Annotated in this window: 17 protein-coding genes; 5 read left to right on the forward strand and 12 right to left on the reverse strand. The window is 71.7% G+C overall.

Translation table 11 applies throughout. The annotated features are described in order from the left end of the window. Nucleotides 1-27 precede the first annotated feature (27 nt). The 4 genes from QQZ14_RS07310 (at nucleotide 28) to QQZ14_RS07325 (ending at nucleotide 4,720) form a co-directional block, all read left to right on the forward strand. Nucleotides 28-540, forward strand: coding sequence for an RNA polymerase sigma factor (locus tag QQZ14_RS07310; RefSeq protein ID WP_284533575.1), 513 nt, complete (start codon nucleotides 28-30; stop codon nucleotides 538-540). Then, nucleotides 533-1,882, forward strand: coding sequence for a hypothetical protein (locus QQZ14_RS07315; protein ID WP_284533576.1), 1,350 nt, complete (start codon nucleotides 533-535; stop codon nucleotides 1,880-1,882). Before QQZ14_RS07310 ends, QQZ14_RS07315 begins: the two co-directional genes overlap by 8 nt. 421 nt (nucleotides 1,883-2,303) lie before the next feature. After that, the gene (locus tag QQZ14_RS07320) at nucleotides 2,304-3,548 is read left to right on the forward strand and encodes an HNH endonuclease signature motif containing protein (protein ID WP_284533577.1); all 1,245 of its coding nucleotides are present in this window, start codon (nucleotides 2,304-2,306) and stop codon (nucleotides 3,546-3,548) included. 269 nt (nucleotides 3,549-3,817) lie between these two features. After that, nucleotides 3,818-4,720, forward strand: a complete 903-nt coding sequence (locus QQZ14_RS07325) for a hypothetical protein (protein WP_284533578.1) — start codon at nucleotides 3,818-3,820, stop codon at nucleotides 4,718-4,720. A 132-nt stretch (nucleotides 4,721-4,852) separates the two neighbouring features. Here the strand turns inward: QQZ14_RS07325 and sucD are convergent, their stop codons facing one another. The 3 genes from sucD to QQZ14_RS07340 all read right to left on the reverse strand — a co-directional run bounded on the left by sucD (nucleotide 4,853) and on the right by QQZ14_RS07340 (nucleotide 7,576). After that, nucleotides 4,853-5,746 carry a succinate--CoA ligase subunit alpha gene (sucD, locus tag QQZ14_RS07330; RefSeq protein ID WP_284533579.1) on the reverse strand — a complete coding sequence of 298 codons (894 nt, stop codon included), beginning with the start codon at nucleotides 5,744-5,746 and terminating at the stop codon, nucleotides 4,853-4,855. A 17-nt stretch (nucleotides 5,747-5,763) separates the two neighbouring features. Next, nucleotides 5,764-6,924 carry an ADP-forming succinate--CoA ligase subunit beta gene (gene sucC, locus QQZ14_RS07335; protein WP_284533580.1) on the reverse strand — a complete coding sequence of 387 codons (1,161 nt, stop codon included), beginning with the start codon at nucleotides 6,922-6,924 and terminating at the stop codon, nucleotides 5,764-5,766. A gap of 196 nt (nucleotides 6,925-7,120) precedes the next feature. Beyond that, nucleotides 7,121-7,576 (reverse strand): cobalamin B12-binding domain-containing protein, encoded by a 456-nt coding sequence (locus tag QQZ14_RS07340; protein ID WP_284533581.1) that lies wholly within the window; start codon nucleotides 7,574-7,576, stop codon nucleotides 7,121-7,123. A 177-nt stretch (nucleotides 7,577-7,753) separates the two neighbouring features. On the opposite strand from QQZ14_RS07340, the gene QQZ14_RS07345 reads away from it, so the two are divergent. Beyond that, nucleotides 7,754-8,770, forward strand: a complete 1,017-nt coding sequence (locus QQZ14_RS07345; RefSeq protein ID WP_284533582.1) for a M23 family metallopeptidase — start codon at nucleotides 7,754-7,756, stop codon at nucleotides 8,768-8,770. Nucleotides 8,771-8,773: 3 nt separating this feature from the next. Here QQZ14_RS07345 and pcrA read toward each other — a convergent pair whose 3' ends face one another. From pcrA to QQZ14_RS07390, 9 genes are all read right to left on the reverse strand, one after another. Beyond that, complete coding sequence (pcrA, locus tag QQZ14_RS07350; protein WP_446740481.1) at nucleotides 8,774-11,209, reverse strand: DNA helicase PcrA; 2,436 nt, start codon at nucleotides 11,207-11,209, stop codon at nucleotides 8,774-8,776. A gap of 52 nt (nucleotides 11,210-11,261) precedes the next feature. Beyond that, nucleotides 11,262-11,738 (reverse strand): hypothetical protein, encoded by a 477-nt coding sequence (locus tag QQZ14_RS07355; protein WP_284533583.1) that lies wholly within the window; start codon nucleotides 11,736-11,738, stop codon nucleotides 11,262-11,264. A gap of 10 nt (nucleotides 11,739-11,748) precedes the next feature. Further along, complete coding sequence (locus QQZ14_RS07360) at nucleotides 11,749-12,111, reverse strand: response regulator (protein ID WP_284533584.1); 363 nt, start codon at nucleotides 12,109-12,111, stop codon at nucleotides 11,749-11,751. 37 nt (nucleotides 12,112-12,148) lie between these two features. Continuing rightward, nucleotides 12,149-12,601: a chemotaxis protein CheX gene (locus QQZ14_RS07365; protein WP_284533585.1), complete on the reverse strand. Its 453-nt coding sequence runs from the start codon at nucleotides 12,599-12,601 to the stop codon at nucleotides 12,149-12,151. Next, nucleotides 12,598-12,960, reverse strand: coding sequence for a response regulator (locus tag QQZ14_RS07370; RefSeq protein WP_284533586.1), 363 nt, complete (start codon nucleotides 12,958-12,960; stop codon nucleotides 12,598-12,600). The genes QQZ14_RS07365 and QQZ14_RS07370 overlap by 4 nt, the downstream gene beginning before the upstream one ends. 20 nt (nucleotides 12,961-12,980) lie before the next feature. After that, the gene (locus QQZ14_RS07375; RefSeq protein WP_284533587.1) at nucleotides 12,981-13,817 is read right to left on the reverse strand and encodes a CheR family methyltransferase; all 837 of its coding nucleotides are present in this window, start codon (nucleotides 13,815-13,817) and stop codon (nucleotides 12,981-12,983) included. Next, nucleotides 13,814-14,914: a protein-glutamate methylesterase/protein-glutamine glutaminase gene (locus tag QQZ14_RS07380; protein ID WP_284533588.1), complete on the reverse strand. Its 1,101-nt coding sequence runs from the start codon at nucleotides 14,912-14,914 to the stop codon at nucleotides 13,814-13,816. The genes QQZ14_RS07375 and QQZ14_RS07380 overlap by 4 nt, the downstream gene beginning before the upstream one ends. A gap of 113 nt (nucleotides 14,915-15,027) precedes the next feature. Beyond that, nucleotides 15,028-15,936, reverse strand: a complete 909-nt coding sequence (locus tag QQZ14_RS07385) for a hypothetical protein (RefSeq protein ID WP_284533589.1) — start codon at nucleotides 15,934-15,936, stop codon at nucleotides 15,028-15,030. 43 nt (nucleotides 15,937-15,979) lie between these two features. Beyond that, a partial coding sequence (locus QQZ14_RS07390) for a methyl-accepting chemotaxis protein (RefSeq protein WP_284533590.1) occupies nucleotides 15,980-16,224 on the reverse strand: 245 nt, incomplete at its 5' end.

Here is a 16,224-nt window from a genome sequence, read left to right on the forward strand (position 1 = left end):
AGGCGCACACAGACGGGAACAGGGTCGATGGACGAACGCGAGTTCGACGAGTTCTACAGCGCGTCGTTCCAGCGGGTCACCGGCCAGGTCTACGCGATGATCGGCAACCGGGACGAGGCGCAGGAGTGCGTCCAGGAGGCGTTCGCCCGGGCCTGGGCACACCGCCGCAAGCTGGAGCGGGCCGAGCACCCCGAGGCCTGGGTCCGCACCACGGCGTACCGGCTCGCGGTGAGTCGCTGGCGCCGTACGACGCGGGGCCGCAGGCCGGCCGACCGGGCGCTCAGCGCGCCGCTGGAGACGGCCGCGCCGAGCGAGACCCACGTCGCGCTCGTGGCGGCGCTCAAGCAGCTCCCCGAGGCGCAGCGGCAGGCGCTCGTCCTGCACCACATCGCCGACCTCTCCGTCCACGACGTCGCCCGCGAGGTCGGCGTCCCCGAGGGCACCATCAAGGCCCGGCTCAGCCGTGGCCGCGCGGCACTCGCCGCGATGCTCGCCGACGACAGACCCGGCGGTCTCCAGGAAGGAGCGAGCCATGCGTGACCCGATCGAGGAGCTCGAGAACTTCACCGTCCCAGGAACTCCCATGACTCCCCTCCCCGCCGCCGAGGTGCGCCGACGCGGCGACCGGATCCGGCGTCGCCGCAACGTGCTCGCCGGCGCCGCCGCCGTCGCGGTCGTGGCCGCGATCGTCACGCCGATCGCGGTGCTCGCCGATCGCGACGACGACCGGTCGGTGGATCCGGCACCCGCGCCGGAGTGGGTGCAGAAGGTCCCCGACGCCTTCCCGCTGAGCCATGGCCTCTTCAGCGCGCCGCCGGTGACGGCGAGGTCCGGCGCCGACGACCTGGCGCTGTGCGGCACGACCGCGTGGTCGCCCACGGACCCGGTCGCCACCGTTGATCTGGCAGGCGCGCGGTACGCCGAGAACGAGGCCCACATGGGTCGGACCCTCGCGCTGTACCCGGACTCGAAGGCGGCCGAGGCGGCCATGTCCGCGATCCGGTCCGGTGTCCTGGACTGCCCACGCGACGAGAACGGCGGCGGGCTGCCACTCGTCAACCACCTCGAGACGCTCGACCTCGGCGGCGACGAGGGGGCCACGGTCGTCCAGCAGGCCGAGAACGACGGCGGCTACTCCGACCTCACGGTCTGGGAGGTCGTGCGGTACGGCAACGCACTCTTCGTGGACAGCTCGTACGGCGCGGCCGGAGGCGAGGATGTGATCGCCTCCACCTCGGCGCTGCTCGCGGACCGCTCCGAGGCCGTGCGCTCGCAGATGTGCGTGTTCTCGGCCGAACCCTGCGCGACACCGGCACCGATCCCCGAGAAGTCCTCGGACCCGGGCACCGGCGAGGGCGCGGTCAGCGCGATCCCGTCCGGGCTCCAGCTCGGTCGCGGGCTGTCCTCGCCCGAGGGCGACCCCGTCGACGGCCCGTCGGCGACCGCCGAGGGCGTCCCCGCCCTCGACCTGTGCGGCAGCTCGGTCTGGCCGGTCACCGGGGTCGAGCGGCTCGCCGTGACGGTCAGCGGACCGGAGTACCGGGAGAACCGCGAGCTGGTCACGTTCTCCAGCAGCGCGGACCTGACCGCGGCGATGGACGCGCTCCGCTCCGTTGCCGACGCCTCCTGCACCCCGGACGGCCGGGTGCTGACGCCGTACGACGAGCAGGTCGGCGACGACGCGGTGACGTTTGCCCTCACCTACACCGACGGCCTCGGGCTGGATATCTACCAGTTCGTCCGGGTCGGCCGGTCCCTGCTGGCCACGCACCGGATGACCGAGGGCTCGCTGGAGAGCGCGAAGCAGAGCGTCCCGGACGTCACCAAGGCCAACCGGGACCTGGTCCCCGACCTGTGCCCCTTCACCAAGCGCGGCTGCTAGCGAGCACGGTGGTTCAGGTGCGAGCGCCACTAGGCGACGCACGGTGGTTGAGGTGCGAGGGCCGCTAGGCCCGAGCCTCGAAACCACCCGATAGCGGTGGTCGAGCTTGTCGAGACCCCTGCAGCCTCGGCAGGGCGCCGGGATGTACGTCGGCCTGCGGGCCGCCTGGGCTTGCGGTTCGTTTGGACGAGGAGCGTGGTCGCCGTTCGCTGTGGTCACCCGAGGGTGCTCACCGCCGGCATCTCGGCACGAGGTCGGCTTGTGGTTGCCGGGCTGTGGTCGCCGTCGTAGACCCGGGATTCCTCCTACCGGGATGCGCCACCCGACGGCTCGCAGGATTTTACTTTCGGGTTTCCCAGGGCCCTGTGGAACAAGGGGATTCCCGCCCTGCGATGTCGGTGGCCTCTGCTGGGATGGATCCATGGCAGCCACCCCGCTCGTGCACCCGGACCTCGACGGTCCCGGTTCGGTGCTGGCTGCTCTCGAGGCCACGCAGGGGGAGCTGGACCGGCACGAGATCGCCAAGTTCGAGCTGGCCGTTGAGTGGGCCACCGCCCACCCCGCCGACGGCCTCGACGACGCCGCGACCGTCGAGGGGACCGAGGGTGAGCTCGCGATCGCCGGCCCCGGCGCACCCCTGGTCGCGGAGTTCTGCATCGCGGACTTCGCGCTCGCGGTCGGCCTGACCACCGACGCCGGCCGCAGCTACCTCGGCGACGCGGTCGAGGTCCGCCACCGCCTCCCCCGACTGTGGGCCCGGGTGATCGCCGGCGCGGTGCCGGTCTGGCGGGCCCGCCGCATCGCCACCCACACCCGGTCCCTGCCGGCCGAGGGTGCAGACCACGTCGACCGGCACCTGGCCCCCCTCGCGCACCGGCTGTCCTGGGCCCAGCTGGAGCGGACGGTGGAAGCCGCTCGGGCCACGTTCGACCCAATCGAGGCCGAGCACCGCCGCCTGCTGGCCGCCGACGGCCGGTTCTGCGACGTCGACACCACCCAGGTCTCCCTCGACGGCACCATGGCGGTGCGCGGTGAGCTCGACCTGGCCGACGCCCTCGACCTCGACCACGCGTTGAGCGAGGGTGCCCAACAGCTCGCCGACCTCGGCTGCACCGAGACGTTGGATGTCCGCCGCGCGATGGCCGCCGGCGCCCGCGCCCGCGGCGACCTCATGCTCCAACCAGACACCACCAGCGAGCCGCCGCGGCCGACGCCGACCCGGCGGGGCCGGGAGCTGGTGATCTACACCCACCTCTCCGCCGATGCCCTGGCCGGGGTGGAGAACACCCGCACCCACGTCCTGGTCGCCCAGGTGGCCGGCTGGTGCGCCACCGCCACCGGACCCGTCACCATCCGCCCCGTCCTCGACCTGGGCGAGCATCTCCAGGTCCCCGGCTACACCCCCTCACCACGGCTCCGTGAGCAGGTCCTGCTCACCCACCCCACCTGCGTGTTCCCCGGCTGCCACCGACCATCACGCCGCTGCGACCTCGACCACGTCATCCCCTGGGCCGACGGCGGCCCGACCTGCACCTGCAACCTCGTCCCCCTCTGCCGCTTCCACCACCGCCTCAAAACCCACGGCAACTGGACCCTCCACCGCACCGGCCACCGGATCTTCACCTGGACCAGCCCCCACGGACGCACCTACACCCGACATACCTGACCACCCGACCCCGCCGACCACGGCCGGCGGGGCCAGAACCATGCCCCAGGCAACCGGTGCCGGCCTGACGGCGTCACACGGGCACGAGACGTGTCCTCGGGCTCCTCGTCGCCGCCGTCCTTCTGCTCGCCGGATGCGGTGACGGCCAGCCGAGGGCCGACGACCCGGAGCCGACGCCGACCCGGACCCCGCCCGCCACGGCACCGGCGGAGCCGTCCTCCACCGCCTCGCCCCACGCACCGCCGGCCGCACCGGCGCCGGCCTCAGCCTTGGGCGAGGTCATCCCCAACGACTTCCCCCTGCTGAGCGGCTACCCCGAGGGCCGGGAGGCCGAGCCCGGCGAGGGTCGCCACGGACCGAACCGCACGATGAAGCCGATCGTGCCGGAGGCGTGCCGTGACCGCGTGTCGCTGCCCGACCACACCGACCACCTCCGCGCGGCCTGGACCAACCCCGAGGACGGGCGAGACCGCCAGCTCGTCACGTTCGCGGACGTCGAGAGCGCGCAGGCGTACGCCGAGCGCGTGCTCGACGTGTTCCGCGCCTGCCCCGAGGAGGTCACCTCGGAGGAGATGGAGGAGTCCCGCCGGCTGACCGTGGTGGACAGCCGCCTGGGCGACTTCGCGGGCGCGGCCTCCACGCAGTATCTCCTCCAGGGCTACCCGACCCCCGGCCTGACCACCTGGCACGTCGTCCGCGTCGGCGCGGCGGTGCTGCTGTCGGTCACGAGCAACGAGGGCGGTGCCGGCCCCGACCCGGACCAAGCGGCCGCCGACCAGCGCCGCCGAGACGCCCGCGCGATCGCCCGCGTCATCGACGCGATGCACACACTGATCGAGGAGTACCCGTCGGAGCCGCCATTCGGACCCGACGGCTTCGGCAGGGTCACGCTCGGCATGTCCCGAGAGGAGCTCCTCGCCGTTCCGGGCGTGCGGATCACGGGCGACAACGGCGTGTGCGGGACTTCGAGGCCCCGGGCGTTCGCGGACACCTCCAGCCGGGCCGCGGCGTCGCAGTGCTGTCCATTCGCGCCGACCTGGAGACGCCCGAGCGCATCCACGAGGGCTCGACCCTCAGCGAGGTGCGCGCGGCCTACCCGCAGGGCACGTACGACGATCCGTGGTACTCCGACCCGCCCTACCGGTTCGAGCTGGGCGCCGGCGACCGCGTGACCAGCGTGATGCTGCTCCTCGACGGCCAGCGTTGCGGCAGCTGAGCTACCGCGCCTCGGCCCCCTGCGGACAGACGGGGCCCCGGGCGGACAGCCCGGGGCCCCCTCGACGTACGCGTGGAGCTGGAGTGGCTCAGAGCGAGCGCAGCACCTCACGCATCAGCTCGGCGGTCTCGGACGGCGTCTTGCCGACCTTGACGCCGACGGCCTCGAGGGCCTCCTTCTTCGCCTGCGCGGTGCCCGAGGAGCCGGAGACGATGGCGCCGGCGTGGCCCATGGTCTTGCCCTCGGGCGCCGTGAAGCCCGCGACGTAGCCGACGACCGGCTTGGTCACGTGCTCCTTGATGTACGCCGCCGCCCGCTCCTCGGCGTCGCCGCCGATCTCGCCGATCATCACGATCGCCTTGGTGTCCGGGTCGGCCTCGAACGCCGCGAGGGCGTCGATGTGGGTGGTGCCGATGATCGGGTCACCCCCGATGCCGATCGCGGTGGAGAACCCGTGGTCGCGCAGCTCGTACATCATCTGGTAGGTCAGCGTGCCCGACTTGGACACCAGGCCGACCGGGCCGGTGCCGGCGATCGTGGCGGGCGTGATGCCGGCCAGCGACTCGCCCGGGGTGATGATGCCGGGGCAGTTGGGCCCGATCATCCGGGTGCCGCCGACGTTCGCGTCACTCTGCAGGTACGCGAAGACCTCCGCGGTGTCCTGCACCGGCACACCCTCGGTGATGACCACCAGCAGGCCGATGCCCGCGTCGATGGCCTCGATGCACGCGTCCTTCGTGAAGGCCGGCGGCACGAAGACGACCGACACGTCGGCGCCGGTCTCGGCCATCGCCTCCTTGACGGTGCCGAACACGGGCAGCTCCTTGCCGCCCAGCTCGACCGAGGTGCCGGCCTTGCGCGCGTTGACGCCGCCGACGATCTGGGACCCCGCCTCGACCATGAGCGCGGTGTGCTTGGAGCCCATGCCACCGGTCATGCCCTGGACGATGATCTTGGAGTCCTTGTTGAGGTAGATCGACATTCTTCTGGTCTCCAGTCTCAGGCGTTCGCGAGCTCGGCGGCCTTGTCGGCCGCACCGTCCATGGTGTCGACCATGGTCACGAGGGGATGGGCGGCCTCGTTGAGGATGCGGCGACCCTCGTCGACGTTGTTCCCGTCGAGACGGACGACGAGCGGCTTGGTGGCCTCGTCGCCGAGGATGTCCAGCGCGCCGACGATGCCGTTGGCGACCTCGTCGCACGCGGTGATCCCGCCGAAGACGTTCACGAACACCGCCTTGACCTGCTCGTCGCCGAGGATCACGTGCAGGCCGTCGGCCATCACCTGGGCGTTGGCGCCACCGCCGATATCGAGGAAGTTCGCGGGCTTGACCCCGCCGTGCTTCTCCCCGGCGTACGCGACGACGTCGAGCGTGGACATGACCAGCCCGGCGCCGTTGCCGATGATGCCGACCGACCCGTCGAGCTTGACGTAGTTCAGGTTCTTGTCCTTGGCCTGCGCCTCGAGCGGGTCCTCCTCGTCGCGGATCACGAAGACCTGGTGGTCCTCGTGCCGGAACTCGGCGTTCTCGTCGAGCGAGACCTTGCCGTCGAGCGCCTCGAGCTTGTCGCCGGCGAGCCGCGCGAGCGGGTTCACCTCGACCAGGGTGGCGTCTTCCTCGACGAAGACCTTCCACAGCGCGAGCACCATCTGCACGGCCTGCTCGGTGAGCGCCTCGGGGAACTTGGCGTCGGCCACGATCTCGCGGGCCTTCGCCTCGTCGACGCCGGTGCCCGCGTCGATCGGGGTCTGCCGGACGGCTTCGGGGTTGGTCTTGGCGACCTCCTCGATCTCCACGCCGCCCTCGACGCTCGCGATGCAGAGGTACTTGCGGTTGGCGCGGTCGAGCAGGAAGGAGAAGTAGTACTCCTCCTCGATGCTGGCCGCGGGAGCGATGAGCACCCGGTTGACCCGCAGGCCCTTGATCTCCATGCCGAGGATCGCCTCGGCGTGGGCCCGGGCCTCCTCAGGGGTCTTGGCGAGCTTGACGCCGCCCGCCTTGCCGCGGCCGCCGGCCTTCACCTGCGCCTTGACCACCACGACGCCGAGCTGCTCGGCCGCGGCCTGAGCCTCGTCGGGGGTGTTGGCGACGATGCCGAGGGTGACCGGTACGTCGTGCTTGGCGAAGAGCTCCTTCGCCTGGTACTCCATCAGATCCACTGATCCACCATGTTCCTCTGTCGGAGCGGGCGGACGCGCTTGACGTCCGCGCGCCGCTGGGATGTCGCTCGGGTGTCCTCGGGCACCCTAGTCCGCGCTCCGGCGTACGACGAGGCCCGGCGGACGTGACGCATGGCACTTGGTCCCGGGCACATGGACCCGGGTGGCCGCGGGGACGGGGTCGCGGGAGACGGAGTCAGCCGGCGGTGCTGGGCGCGAAGTGCTCGGCGACCCAGCCGGTGATCTCCCGGGTCGACGCACCCGGTGTGAACACCTTCGCGACGCCGACCTCCTCGAGGAGCGGGATGTCCTCCTCGGGGATGATGCCGCCCCCGAACAGCACGATGTCGGAGGCGTCGCGCTCGGCGAGCAGCTCGGCGAGCCGGCGGAAGAGCGTCATGTGGGCGCCGGAGAGCACGGAGAGGCCGATCAGGTCGGCGTCCTCCTGGATGGCGGTCTCGACGATCTGCTCCGGGGTCTGGTGCAGGCCGGTGTAGACGACCTCGTGGCCGGCGTCGCGGAGCGCGCGTGCGACGATCTTGGCGCCTCGGTCGTGGCCGTCGAGGCCGGGCTTGCCGACCACGATCCGAATCCGCGTGGCGCCCGCCGAGGGGGTCGCCGTGGGCCCTGTCGAACTCCTGGTCGAGGTCATGTCCGCAGGCTAACCCAACGCGTGACACTCGCCACGCTTCCGGCCCCGATCCCGCTCGCCCGGGCGCAGGTACCCGATCTTCCTCCACAAGATTCCCCCGAAGGTTTCTCGCCCCCGTGATCTTTCCGTTACAGTCGGGCGTCGCCGTCTGAACCCCGAGCAGCGGAGAACGAATCTATGGGCAACCACCGAGCGGAACGTCGCGGCTCCGGCCGCCGTCCCTCGGACCTCGCGACCCCGATCGAGATCGCGACCCAGATCACCCCTCCGGCTCCCGTCGTCGGCAAGCGCAAGGCGGTGAAGCCCGGTAAGCCCGCGAAGGCCCCGAAGCCGGCGCGCGCCGCCCGAGCCGCCACTCCGGCCACCACCGCGGCCGTCGCCGCGACCACGGCGCCTGAGGCCGCACCCGCCGTACCCACCGCCGGTGGGCGTCGCGCACACCGGCACACCGCCCCGCGCGGCCCGCTCTTCCGCGGCCTCCCCTCCCCGCCGATCCTGATCGGCGTCGCCGCCCTCGCGATCTCCGCCGGCGGTGCGATCACCGCCGCCAACGGCGGCCTGGGCGACCAGACCACGCGGTTCAGCCAGGCGAGCGCGCTCAGCGGCGCCAGCGACGTCTCCCGGGTCAGCCTGCTCGACCGCGACATCGTCAGCCGCGACTCACGGCGCGACGCGCTCGACGACCGGGCGGACGCCAAGCTGGTCGCCGCGGCCGAGAGCCAGCTCCAGCAGCGCAACGCGGCCCTGATGAAGCTCCAGCAGCTCACCCAGAAGCAGGCCGACAAGCTGCGCCTCAACCAGTGGGTGCTCCCGGTCGCCGGATACCACCTGACCGCCGGCTTCGGCGAGTACAGCGGCCTCTGGTCGCACTACCACACCGGCCTGGACTTCGCGGCTCCCAGCGGGACCCCCATCGTGGCGATCGCGAACGGCGTCGTGACCTCCGTCGGCTACGACGGCGCCTACGGCAACAAGACCGTGATCACGCTCGACGACGGCACCGAGCTGTGGTTCTGCCACCAGACGTCGTACATGGTCGACGTGGGCCAGGAGGTCCGCGCCGGCGACCTGATCGGCTACGTCGGCTCGACCGGCAACGTGACCGGCCCGCACCTCCACCTCGAGGTGCGCCCGGGCGCCGGCGACCCGGTCGACCCCTACCAGGCCCTGGTCGTCCACGGCCTCCAGCCCTAGGACCTACAGCTTCTCGACCGGCGCGTAGCGCAGCAGCAGCCGCTTGACGCCCTCGGAGCCGAAGTCGATGGAGGCGACGGCCTTCTCGGCCACGCCCTCGAGAGCGACCACGGTGCCCATCCCGAACGAGTCGTGCAGCACCCGGTCCCCGGGCTCGAGGCTCGGGATCGCGCGGGCGGGCTTGGCGCGCGCCGCCGCGTCGGCGCGGACGGCGGCCGCGGAGAAGTTGCGCCGCCCTGCGTCGGTCGGGGCCCCCAGGCGGCCCGGAGAGCCGCTGGAGAGGTCGGGACGGCCCCAACGGGTCTGGGCGGCCTCGGTGCGCCGCCAGTCGACCAGGTCGACCGGCAGCTCGTCGAGGAACCGCGAGCCGGGGTTGTGCGACGGCGCACCCCAGGCCGAGCGGACGACCGCCCGGGAGATGTAGAGGCGCTCGCGGGCGCGGGTGACCCCCACGTAGGCCAGCCGGCGCTCCTCCTCCAGCTCGGGCTGGTCGCCCAGGGAGCGCGCGTGCGGGAACACGCCGTCCTCGAGCCCGGTCAGGAACACGACCGGGAACTCCAGGCCCTTGGCCGTGTGCAGCGTCATCAGCGTGACCACACCGCTGTCGTCCGGGTCGTCGTCGGGGATCTGGTCGGCGTCGGCGACCAGCGCGACCCGCTCCAGGAAGTCCCCGAGCCCGGGGGCGACCGTGCCCGCGTCGACGTCGGCGGGGTCGGCAGAGGGCCCGGCGACGGGGTCGTCGGCGAACTCGCGGGCGACGGCCACGAGCTCGGCGAGGTTCTCCAGGCGGGTCTCGTCCTGCGGGTCGTCGCTCTCCTCGAGCGCGGTGAGGTAGCCCGAGCGCGCCAGGGTGGTCTCGAGCACGACGTCGGGCCGCTCCCCCGCGTCGACCATGGACTGCAGCTCCTCGATCATCGCCACGAACCCCTGGATGGCGGTCAGTGACCGGGTCGCGAGCCCGGGAGCGTCCTGTGCGCGGCGCAGCGCCTCCCAGAACGTCGTCCGGTCGCGTTCGGCGAGCGCGTTGACGCACGCGACCGCGCGGTCGCCGATGCCCCGCTTGGGGGTGTTGAGGATGCGGCGCAGCGAGACCTGGTCGGCGGGGTTGACCAGGAGCCGGAGGTAGGCGAGCGCGTCACGGACCTCCCGCCGCTCGTAGAACCGGACCCCGCCGACGACCTTGTAGGGCATGCCGAGGCGGATGAAGATCTCCTCGAACACCCGCGACTGGGCGTTGGTGCGGTAGAAGACGGCGACGTCACCGGGACGGTAGGCGCGGGCGTCGGTGAGCCGGTCGATCTCCTCGGAGACGAACCGCGCCTCGTCGTGCTCGTCGTCGGCGACGTACCCGACGATCCGCTCGCCGTCGCCGGCGTCGGACCACAGCCGCTTGGGCTTGCGTCCCAAGTTGTGGCCGATCACGGAGTTGGCGGCGTTGAGGATCGTCTGCGTCGAGCGGTAGTTCTGCTCGAGCAGGATCGAGGTGGCGTTGGGGAAGTCCTGCTCGAAGTCGAGGATGTTGCGGATGTTGGCGCCGCGGAAGGCGTAGATCGACTGGTCGGCGTCGCCCACGACCATCAGCTCGGCGGGCTCGACCCGCTCCGCTGCCGGGTCGACCTCCTCCATCTGGTCGGCGCAGAGCTGGTGGATGAAGGCGTACTGCGCGTGGTTGGTGTCCTGGTACTCGTCGACCAGCACGTGCCGGAACCGCCGGCGGTAGGTCTCGCGCACCTCGGGGAACGTCTGGAACAGGTGCACGGTCAGCATGATGAGGTCGTCGAAGTCGAGCGCGTTCGCCTCGCGCAGCCGTCGCTGGTAGAGCGTGTACGCCGCGGCGTAGGTCTCCTCCAGGTGGTTGCGGGCGTCCTTGGTCGCCTCCTCGGCGTCGCGCAGCTCGTTCTTGTGGTTGGACACCCAGTGCAGCAGCGCGCCCGGCTGATAGCGCTTGGGGTCCAGGTCGAGGTCGTTGCAGACGAGCGTCATCAACCGCTTCTGGTCGGCGCTGTCGTAGATCGAGAAGTTGGACTTGTAGCCGAGTCCGACGTTGTCGAAGGCCGTGATCTCCTTGCGGAGGATGCGCACGCACGCGGAGTGGAACGTCGAGACCCACATGATCCGCGCCCTCCGGCCGACCAGCTCCTCGACCCGCTCCTTCATCTCCGCGGCGGCCTTGTTGGTGAAGGTGATCGCGAGCACGGACCCGGGGTGTGCCTTGCGTTCGGAGATCAGCCAGGCGATCCGCCGGGTGAGCACGCGCGTCTTGCCGGAGCCCGCGCCAGCCACCACCAGCAGGGGCGCGCCCTCGTGGACGACGGCGGCGCGCTGGGGCTCGTTCAGGCCCTCCAGCAACTCCTCGCGGGTGGGCCCGCGACGGGTCGGCTCGGGCCCGTCCGGGGTGGGTGCGGCGGGCATGCCGGGCAGGGGGATCGAGATGCTCATGCTGTCCGCCAGCCTACGTGCCCGCACCCTCGGGCTCGGGGGTGCGGGGGCGTCAGGCGAAGACGGTCACGATCGAGAGCGTGCCGCTCCCGTAGCCGGCGATGTCCAGCGTCACGTCCTCCCGCGCGCCGAGGGTCGCGGCATACGACGCGATCTGGCCGGGCAGCGGATCGTGCGGGGCGAAGGTCGTCTCGAGCCGCTGATGCACCCCGGCACAGTCGCCGATCGGCGCGGCGAGCACGTTGAGGATCTCCGAGACGTTCTCGAACAGGTTGTCGGGCAGCAGCTGGTCCTCGACGGCCGCCTCGGCGCCGCCCTTCGGGATCAGGGCCAGCGCGGCACCGGAGTACGCCGCGAGCGGCAGGTCCATCACCGCGAGCGTGGCGAGGTGGTGCGCCGGGTCGATGTACGTCGCCACCACGGGGCGGGGCGCATCGAGGCTGATCGGCGTGCCGTCGCCGACGGCGACGTCCCGGCCCAGCAGACCCTCGAAGACGTCCTTGATCAGCTTGCGGTCCGGCAGACTCATGATCTCCTCCTCAGCCGAGCATGCCGACGAGCGCGGACTCGAAGTGCTCGGGGGTGAACGGCTTCGCGATGAGGAACAGCGCGCCTGCGGCCTGAGCCGCCTCACGCATCTCCTCGGACCCTTCGGACGTGACGAACCCGAAGGGCACCGCGTTGCCGCTGCCGCGCAGGTCGCGCAGCAGCTCGATGCCCGTCTTGTTGGGCATGTTCCAGTCCGACAGGACCAGGTCAGGCTGCTCGGTGGTGACCTTGTCGAGCGCGTCCGCACCGTCCGTGGCCTCCACGAAGTCGTGGTGCCCGAAGCCGGCTTGGCGCAGGGTGCGCAGCACGATCTGGCGCATGACGCGACTGTCGTCGGCGATGATGATCTTCATGGTCGAGTGCTCTCCTCGGTAGTGGGTGGTCGGGGGGTCAGAGGCCCTCGGCGTCCGGCACGATCTGGACATGCACCGGTGAACCGCGCCAGGACACGACGAGGCTCTCCTCGGACGACGGGGGCGAGGCGCTCGCGCGCACTCCGGGGAGGCCGAGCGTCATGGCGCCGTCGATGGCACCCTTCACGCTGCCGCCGACGACATTGAGCACCTCGCCGACGGCGTCGTGGACGTCCAGCTCGTCGACGGTCTCGTCGGGTCCCATGCCCAGCAGCGCTGCCGCGATCTGCGCGGCGACGTCGCTGTTGCAGGTCAGGAGCAGTCGGCCGTTCCAGCCGCCACGGATCTCGATGTGCGCCTGGAGCCCGGTCTCGAAGTCGGCAGGTACGTCGGCAGGCCACGGGTCGGCTGCCTCGAACAGCATCGAGCCCCAGACCTGCTCGACGGCGGCATGCAGGAGCGCCTGGTCCGGCGCGCTGTAGAGGGTCATGAGTGGTCTCCCACGGTCGTCGGGAGCAGACCGAGCAGGTCGAGCTTCTCCACGAGGGCGTCGCCGGTGAACGGCTTGATGAGGTACTCGTGGGCACCGGCGGCCAGTGCACGCACGATCCGGTCCTGCTCGCTCTCGGTGGTGACCATCATCAAGGTGATGGACCGCCACTCGACCTGCTTGCGGACCTGGGTGATGAACGTGAGCCCGTCCATCACGGGCATGTTCCAGTCCACGCACGCGAGCACGGGCAGGTCGCCGCCCTGTGCGGCGAGGACGTCGAGCGCCTCCTGGCCGTCGCCGGCTTCGAGGATCTCGAAACCCGCATCAACGAGGATGCGTCCGACGATCCGCCTCATGGCGCGTGAGTCGTCAACGATCAAGGCACGCATGTGCGTTGTTCCTCTCTGATCCGGTACACGGAGGACCGTCCGGCCGGTACCCGTTCCCAGGCGTCGTCGACGCCCATGGTCATCTCCGCCGCACCCAGGAACAGGTGCCCGTCGGGTGCCAGCACCTGCCGGACTCGGCGCAGGATGTCTCGCTTGGTGGCGAGATCGAAGTAGATGAGCACGTTGCGCAGGAAGATCACGTCGAACTTCCCCATCGCTGGGAACGGGCGCATCAGGTTGAGTTGGCGGAACTGCACCTGGGCGGCCAGCGCGGGGCTGATCCGCCACCCGAGGCCGAGCCGCTCGAAGTGCCGGACCAACGTGGTCGCGGGCAGCCCGCGGTTGACCTCCAGCTGGGAGTACTCCCCCTTGCGGGCCCGCTCGAGCATCTCGAGCGAGAGATCGGTGGCGAGCATGTCGACCTTCCAGCCCGACAGCTCGGGGGTGTCCTGCGCCGTCATCAGGATGCTGTAGGGCTCCTGCCCGCTCGAGCAGGCGGCGGCCCAGACCCGGATCTCCCGCTTGCTGCGGGTCTTGGCGAGCGCCGGGAAGACGGTCTGGCGCAGCGCCGTGAACGGGTCGGTGTCCCGGAACCACGACGTCTCGTTGGTGGTCAGCGCCTCGACGACCAGCCGCATCGCGGCCGGGTTGCGCCGGGTCGACAGCTCGGCGACGAACGCGTCCACATCCTTGTGACCGCCCTGGCGGGCCAGCGGCACCAACCGTGACTCGACGAGGTACTCCTTGCCCGGCTCGAGGACGATCGCGCTCTCCGCCCGCACGAGCTCGCGGACGAAGGTGAAGGCCTCGTGGCCGATGGTCATTGGACAGCTCCAGCCGGGACGAGGGACGGACGTTGACGGGCGAGCCGGCGCAGGATCTCCGGACCGAGCTCGAGGAGGGGCAGCACCCGCTCGGCGAGCCCCGCGGTGGCGACGGCGCCGGGCATGCCCCAGACGACCGAGGTGGCCTGGTCCTGGGCGAGCACGCTGCCGCCCTTGTCGACGATCGACCGGGCCCCCTTGCAGCCGTCGGAGCCCATCCCGGTCAGCACGACGCCCAGGACAGCGGGGCCGACGGCGGCGACCGCGCTGCGGAACAGCACATCGACGGCCGGCCGGCAGTAGTTCTCGGGTGGGGCCTGGGTGAGCCTGGTGCGGAGACCGTCGACCTGGGGCACCACCTCCAGGTGGAAGTCGCCCGGGGCGATCGCGACCGTGCCGGGCCGGAGCGGTACGCCGCTCTCCGCCTCGACCACGTCGAAGGGCAGCTGGCGGTCCAGTCGGCCCGCGAACTGCTTGGTGAACAGGGGCGGCATGTGCTGGACCACGGCGACCGGGACCGCGAGCGGCGGCAGCGTGTGGAGCAGCGCGCTCAGCGCCTCGGGTCCGCCGGTCGAGCTCCCGATGACCAGCAGCCGGTACCCGCCGAGCGGCGGGGTCGCGGGAGCGTGCAGCTGCACCGTCGCCGTGGGGGCGACGGTGAGGCCGGCAGGGTGGGGCGAGAGCCCGGCCCGCGGGACCAGCGACTTGATCCGCGGGATCAGCGCCTCGCGGACCTGGTCCATGGACCGGGTGACGCTGCCGACGTTCGCGGGCTTCGGCACGTAGTCGGAGGCGCCGGCCGAGAGCGCGTCCAGCGTCGCGACCGCACCGCGCTCGGTCAGCGTGCTGAACATGATGATCGGGACCTTGTTGCCGGTCGCCCGGATCGCCCGGACCGATTCGATGCCGTTCATCTCCGGCATCTCGATGTCCATGGTGACGAGGTCCGGCTTGAGCTGGGCCACCTTCTGGACCGCAGCCCGACCGTTGACCGCCGTCCCGACGACCTCGATGTCCCGGTCGGCGGCGAGGAGGTCGGACACGAGCTTGCGGATCACAACGGAGTCGTCGACCACGAGCACCCTGATACCGGGCATGGGCGTCCCCTCCTCCTGTCCCCCGGGCGGCGGACGTAGACACCATCGGCGACACCCCGAGAGTCCTGAGGAGTGCGCCCGGAGCTTGTGCACCCGGTCTGTTCCAGGAGGCCTCAGACCGAGGAGAGCGGCCCGTCGGTGCCGTGCACCAGGTGCCAGGGGCGCATCAGGACCGACGCCGTGCGCGCCGGCAGCAGGTCGGCGACCGCCACCGCCTGGAGGACGCCGGAGACGGCGTTCCACACGCCGTACGCCGCGTCGCGGGGCATCAGACCGCCGAGCTGGAACGCGATCACGCCGGCCAGCTGCGCGTCGCACGCGAGTCGCAGCCGGTCGGACATCGAGACCGCCCAGCTCGCCTGGTGCATGGCGGGCGCCCACTCCGCGGTGCGGAGCCGCTGCTCGTCCACGACCCGCCGCCACGCCGACCGGGCCGCCTCGTCGCTGTCGGCGAGCCGGTCGAGCACCCGGTCGAGGCGGGCCATCCCCGTGGAGGCCGTCTCGTCGCGGGTCGGCAGGTCCGCCCGGAGGTACGGGGTCACCATGGCCCGGCGGACCCCGGCGTCGAGCCGGTCCCCGAGGTAGCCGCTGATGGCGGCGTCGGCGAGCACGTCCGCCGCGGCGGAGGCCGTCGGGTCCTGGACCGCCATCGGGCCGCTGTGCAGCCAGGTCCAGTCCAGGACCTCGTGCCGGATGAACTGGTCGAGCGCGTGCGTGTCGCCCAGGAGGCTGGTCTCGAGACGGCGCAGCAGCGTCGACGCCCCGGTCGTGACCGCCTCCTCGACGGCCTCGCCGGCCAGCGGCAGCACCGAGCGGACCGTGGCGGCCCGGGCGTCGGCCCGGGCGGTGGCCTGGAGCCAGGGGGTCCGGACCACGGCGCCGGGGTGACCGGCCGCGCATCGTTCCAGGTCAGACGCGTCCGCGGTGAGTGCGGTCCGCAGCACAGCCGCCGCCTGGCGCCCCCGGCCGAGGCGAGCGAGGTCGAAGCCGAGCGCGTGCGCGCCCACGAGGGAGTACGGCACGGGCCCCTCCCCCCTCCTCGATCAGCCGGAGTGCACGGCCGGGTCAGGCCGTGAACCCGGCAACGGCCCCCCGCAGGTCGGCTGCCATCCTGGCCAGGTTATCGACTGCGGTGCGAGTTTGTGCGAGAGCTTGGGTAGTCGAGTCGGCTGCTGCGGAGACGCCGGAGATGTTGGTCGCGATCTCACCCGACCCGGTCGAGGCCTCCGCCACGTTGCGCGACATCTCGTTCGTCGTCGCGGTCTGCTCCTCCACCGCCGAGGCGATCGTCAGCTGGTAGTCGTTGATCG

The sequence above is a fragment of the Nocardioides sp. T2.26MG-1 genome (assembly GCF_950101795.1).
GTDB lineage: Bacteria > Actinomycetota > Actinomycetes > Propionibacteriales > Nocardioidaceae > Nocardioides.

What these genes read in the sequence shown, in the direction of transcription:
- QQZ14_RS07360 (WP_284533584.1), bottom strand. Translation starts at nt 12,111, where the DNA reads ATGAAGATCATCATCGCCGACGACAGTCGCGTCATGCGCCAGATCGTG.
- QQZ14_RS07315 (WP_284533576.1), top strand. Translation starts at nt 533, where the DNA reads ATGCGTGACCCGATCGAGGAGCTCGAGAACTTCACCGTCCCAGGAACT.
- QQZ14_RS07365 (WP_284533585.1), bottom strand. Translation starts at nt 12,601, where the DNA reads ATGACCCTCTACAGCGCGCCGGACCAGGCGCTCCTGCATGCCGCCGTC.
- QQZ14_RS07370 (WP_284533586.1), bottom strand. Translation starts at nt 12,960, where the DNA reads ATGAGGCGGATCGTCGGACGCATCCTCGTTGATGCGGGTTTCGAGATC.
- QQZ14_RS07310 (WP_284533575.1), top strand. Translation starts at nt 28, where the DNA reads ATGGACGAACGCGAGTTCGACGAGTTCTACAGCGCGTCGTTCCAGCGG.
- QQZ14_RS07355 (WP_284533583.1), bottom strand. Translation starts at nt 11,738, where the DNA reads ATGAGTCTGCCGGACCGCAAGCTGATCAAGGACGTCTTCGAGGGTCTG.
- QQZ14_RS07320 (WP_284533577.1), top strand. Translation starts at nt 2,304, where the DNA reads ATGGCAGCCACCCCGCTCGTGCACCCGGACCTCGACGGTCCCGGTTCG.
- QQZ14_RS07345 (WP_284533582.1), top strand. Translation starts at nt 7,754, where the DNA reads ATGGGCAACCACCGAGCGGAACGTCGCGGCTCCGGCCGCCGTCCCTCG.
- QQZ14_RS07340 (WP_284533581.1), bottom strand. Translation starts at nt 7,576, where the DNA reads ATGACCTCGACCAGGAGTTCGACAGGGCCCACGGCGACCCCCTCGGCG.
- pcrA (WP_446740481.1), bottom strand. Translation starts at nt 11,209, where the DNA reads ATGAGCATCTCGATCCCCCTGCCCGGCATGCCCGCCGCACCCACCCCG.
- QQZ14_RS07380 (WP_284533588.1), bottom strand. Translation starts at nt 14,914, where the DNA reads ATGCCCGGTATCAGGGTGCTCGTGGTCGACGACTCCGTTGTGATCCGC.
- QQZ14_RS07375 (WP_284533587.1), bottom strand. Translation starts at nt 13,817, where the DNA reads ATGACCATCGGCCACGAGGCCTTCACCTTCGTCCGCGAGCTCGTGCGG.
- sucD (WP_284533579.1), bottom strand. Translation starts at nt 5,746, where the DNA reads ATGTCGATCTACCTCAACAAGGACTCCAAGATCATCGTCCAGGGCATG.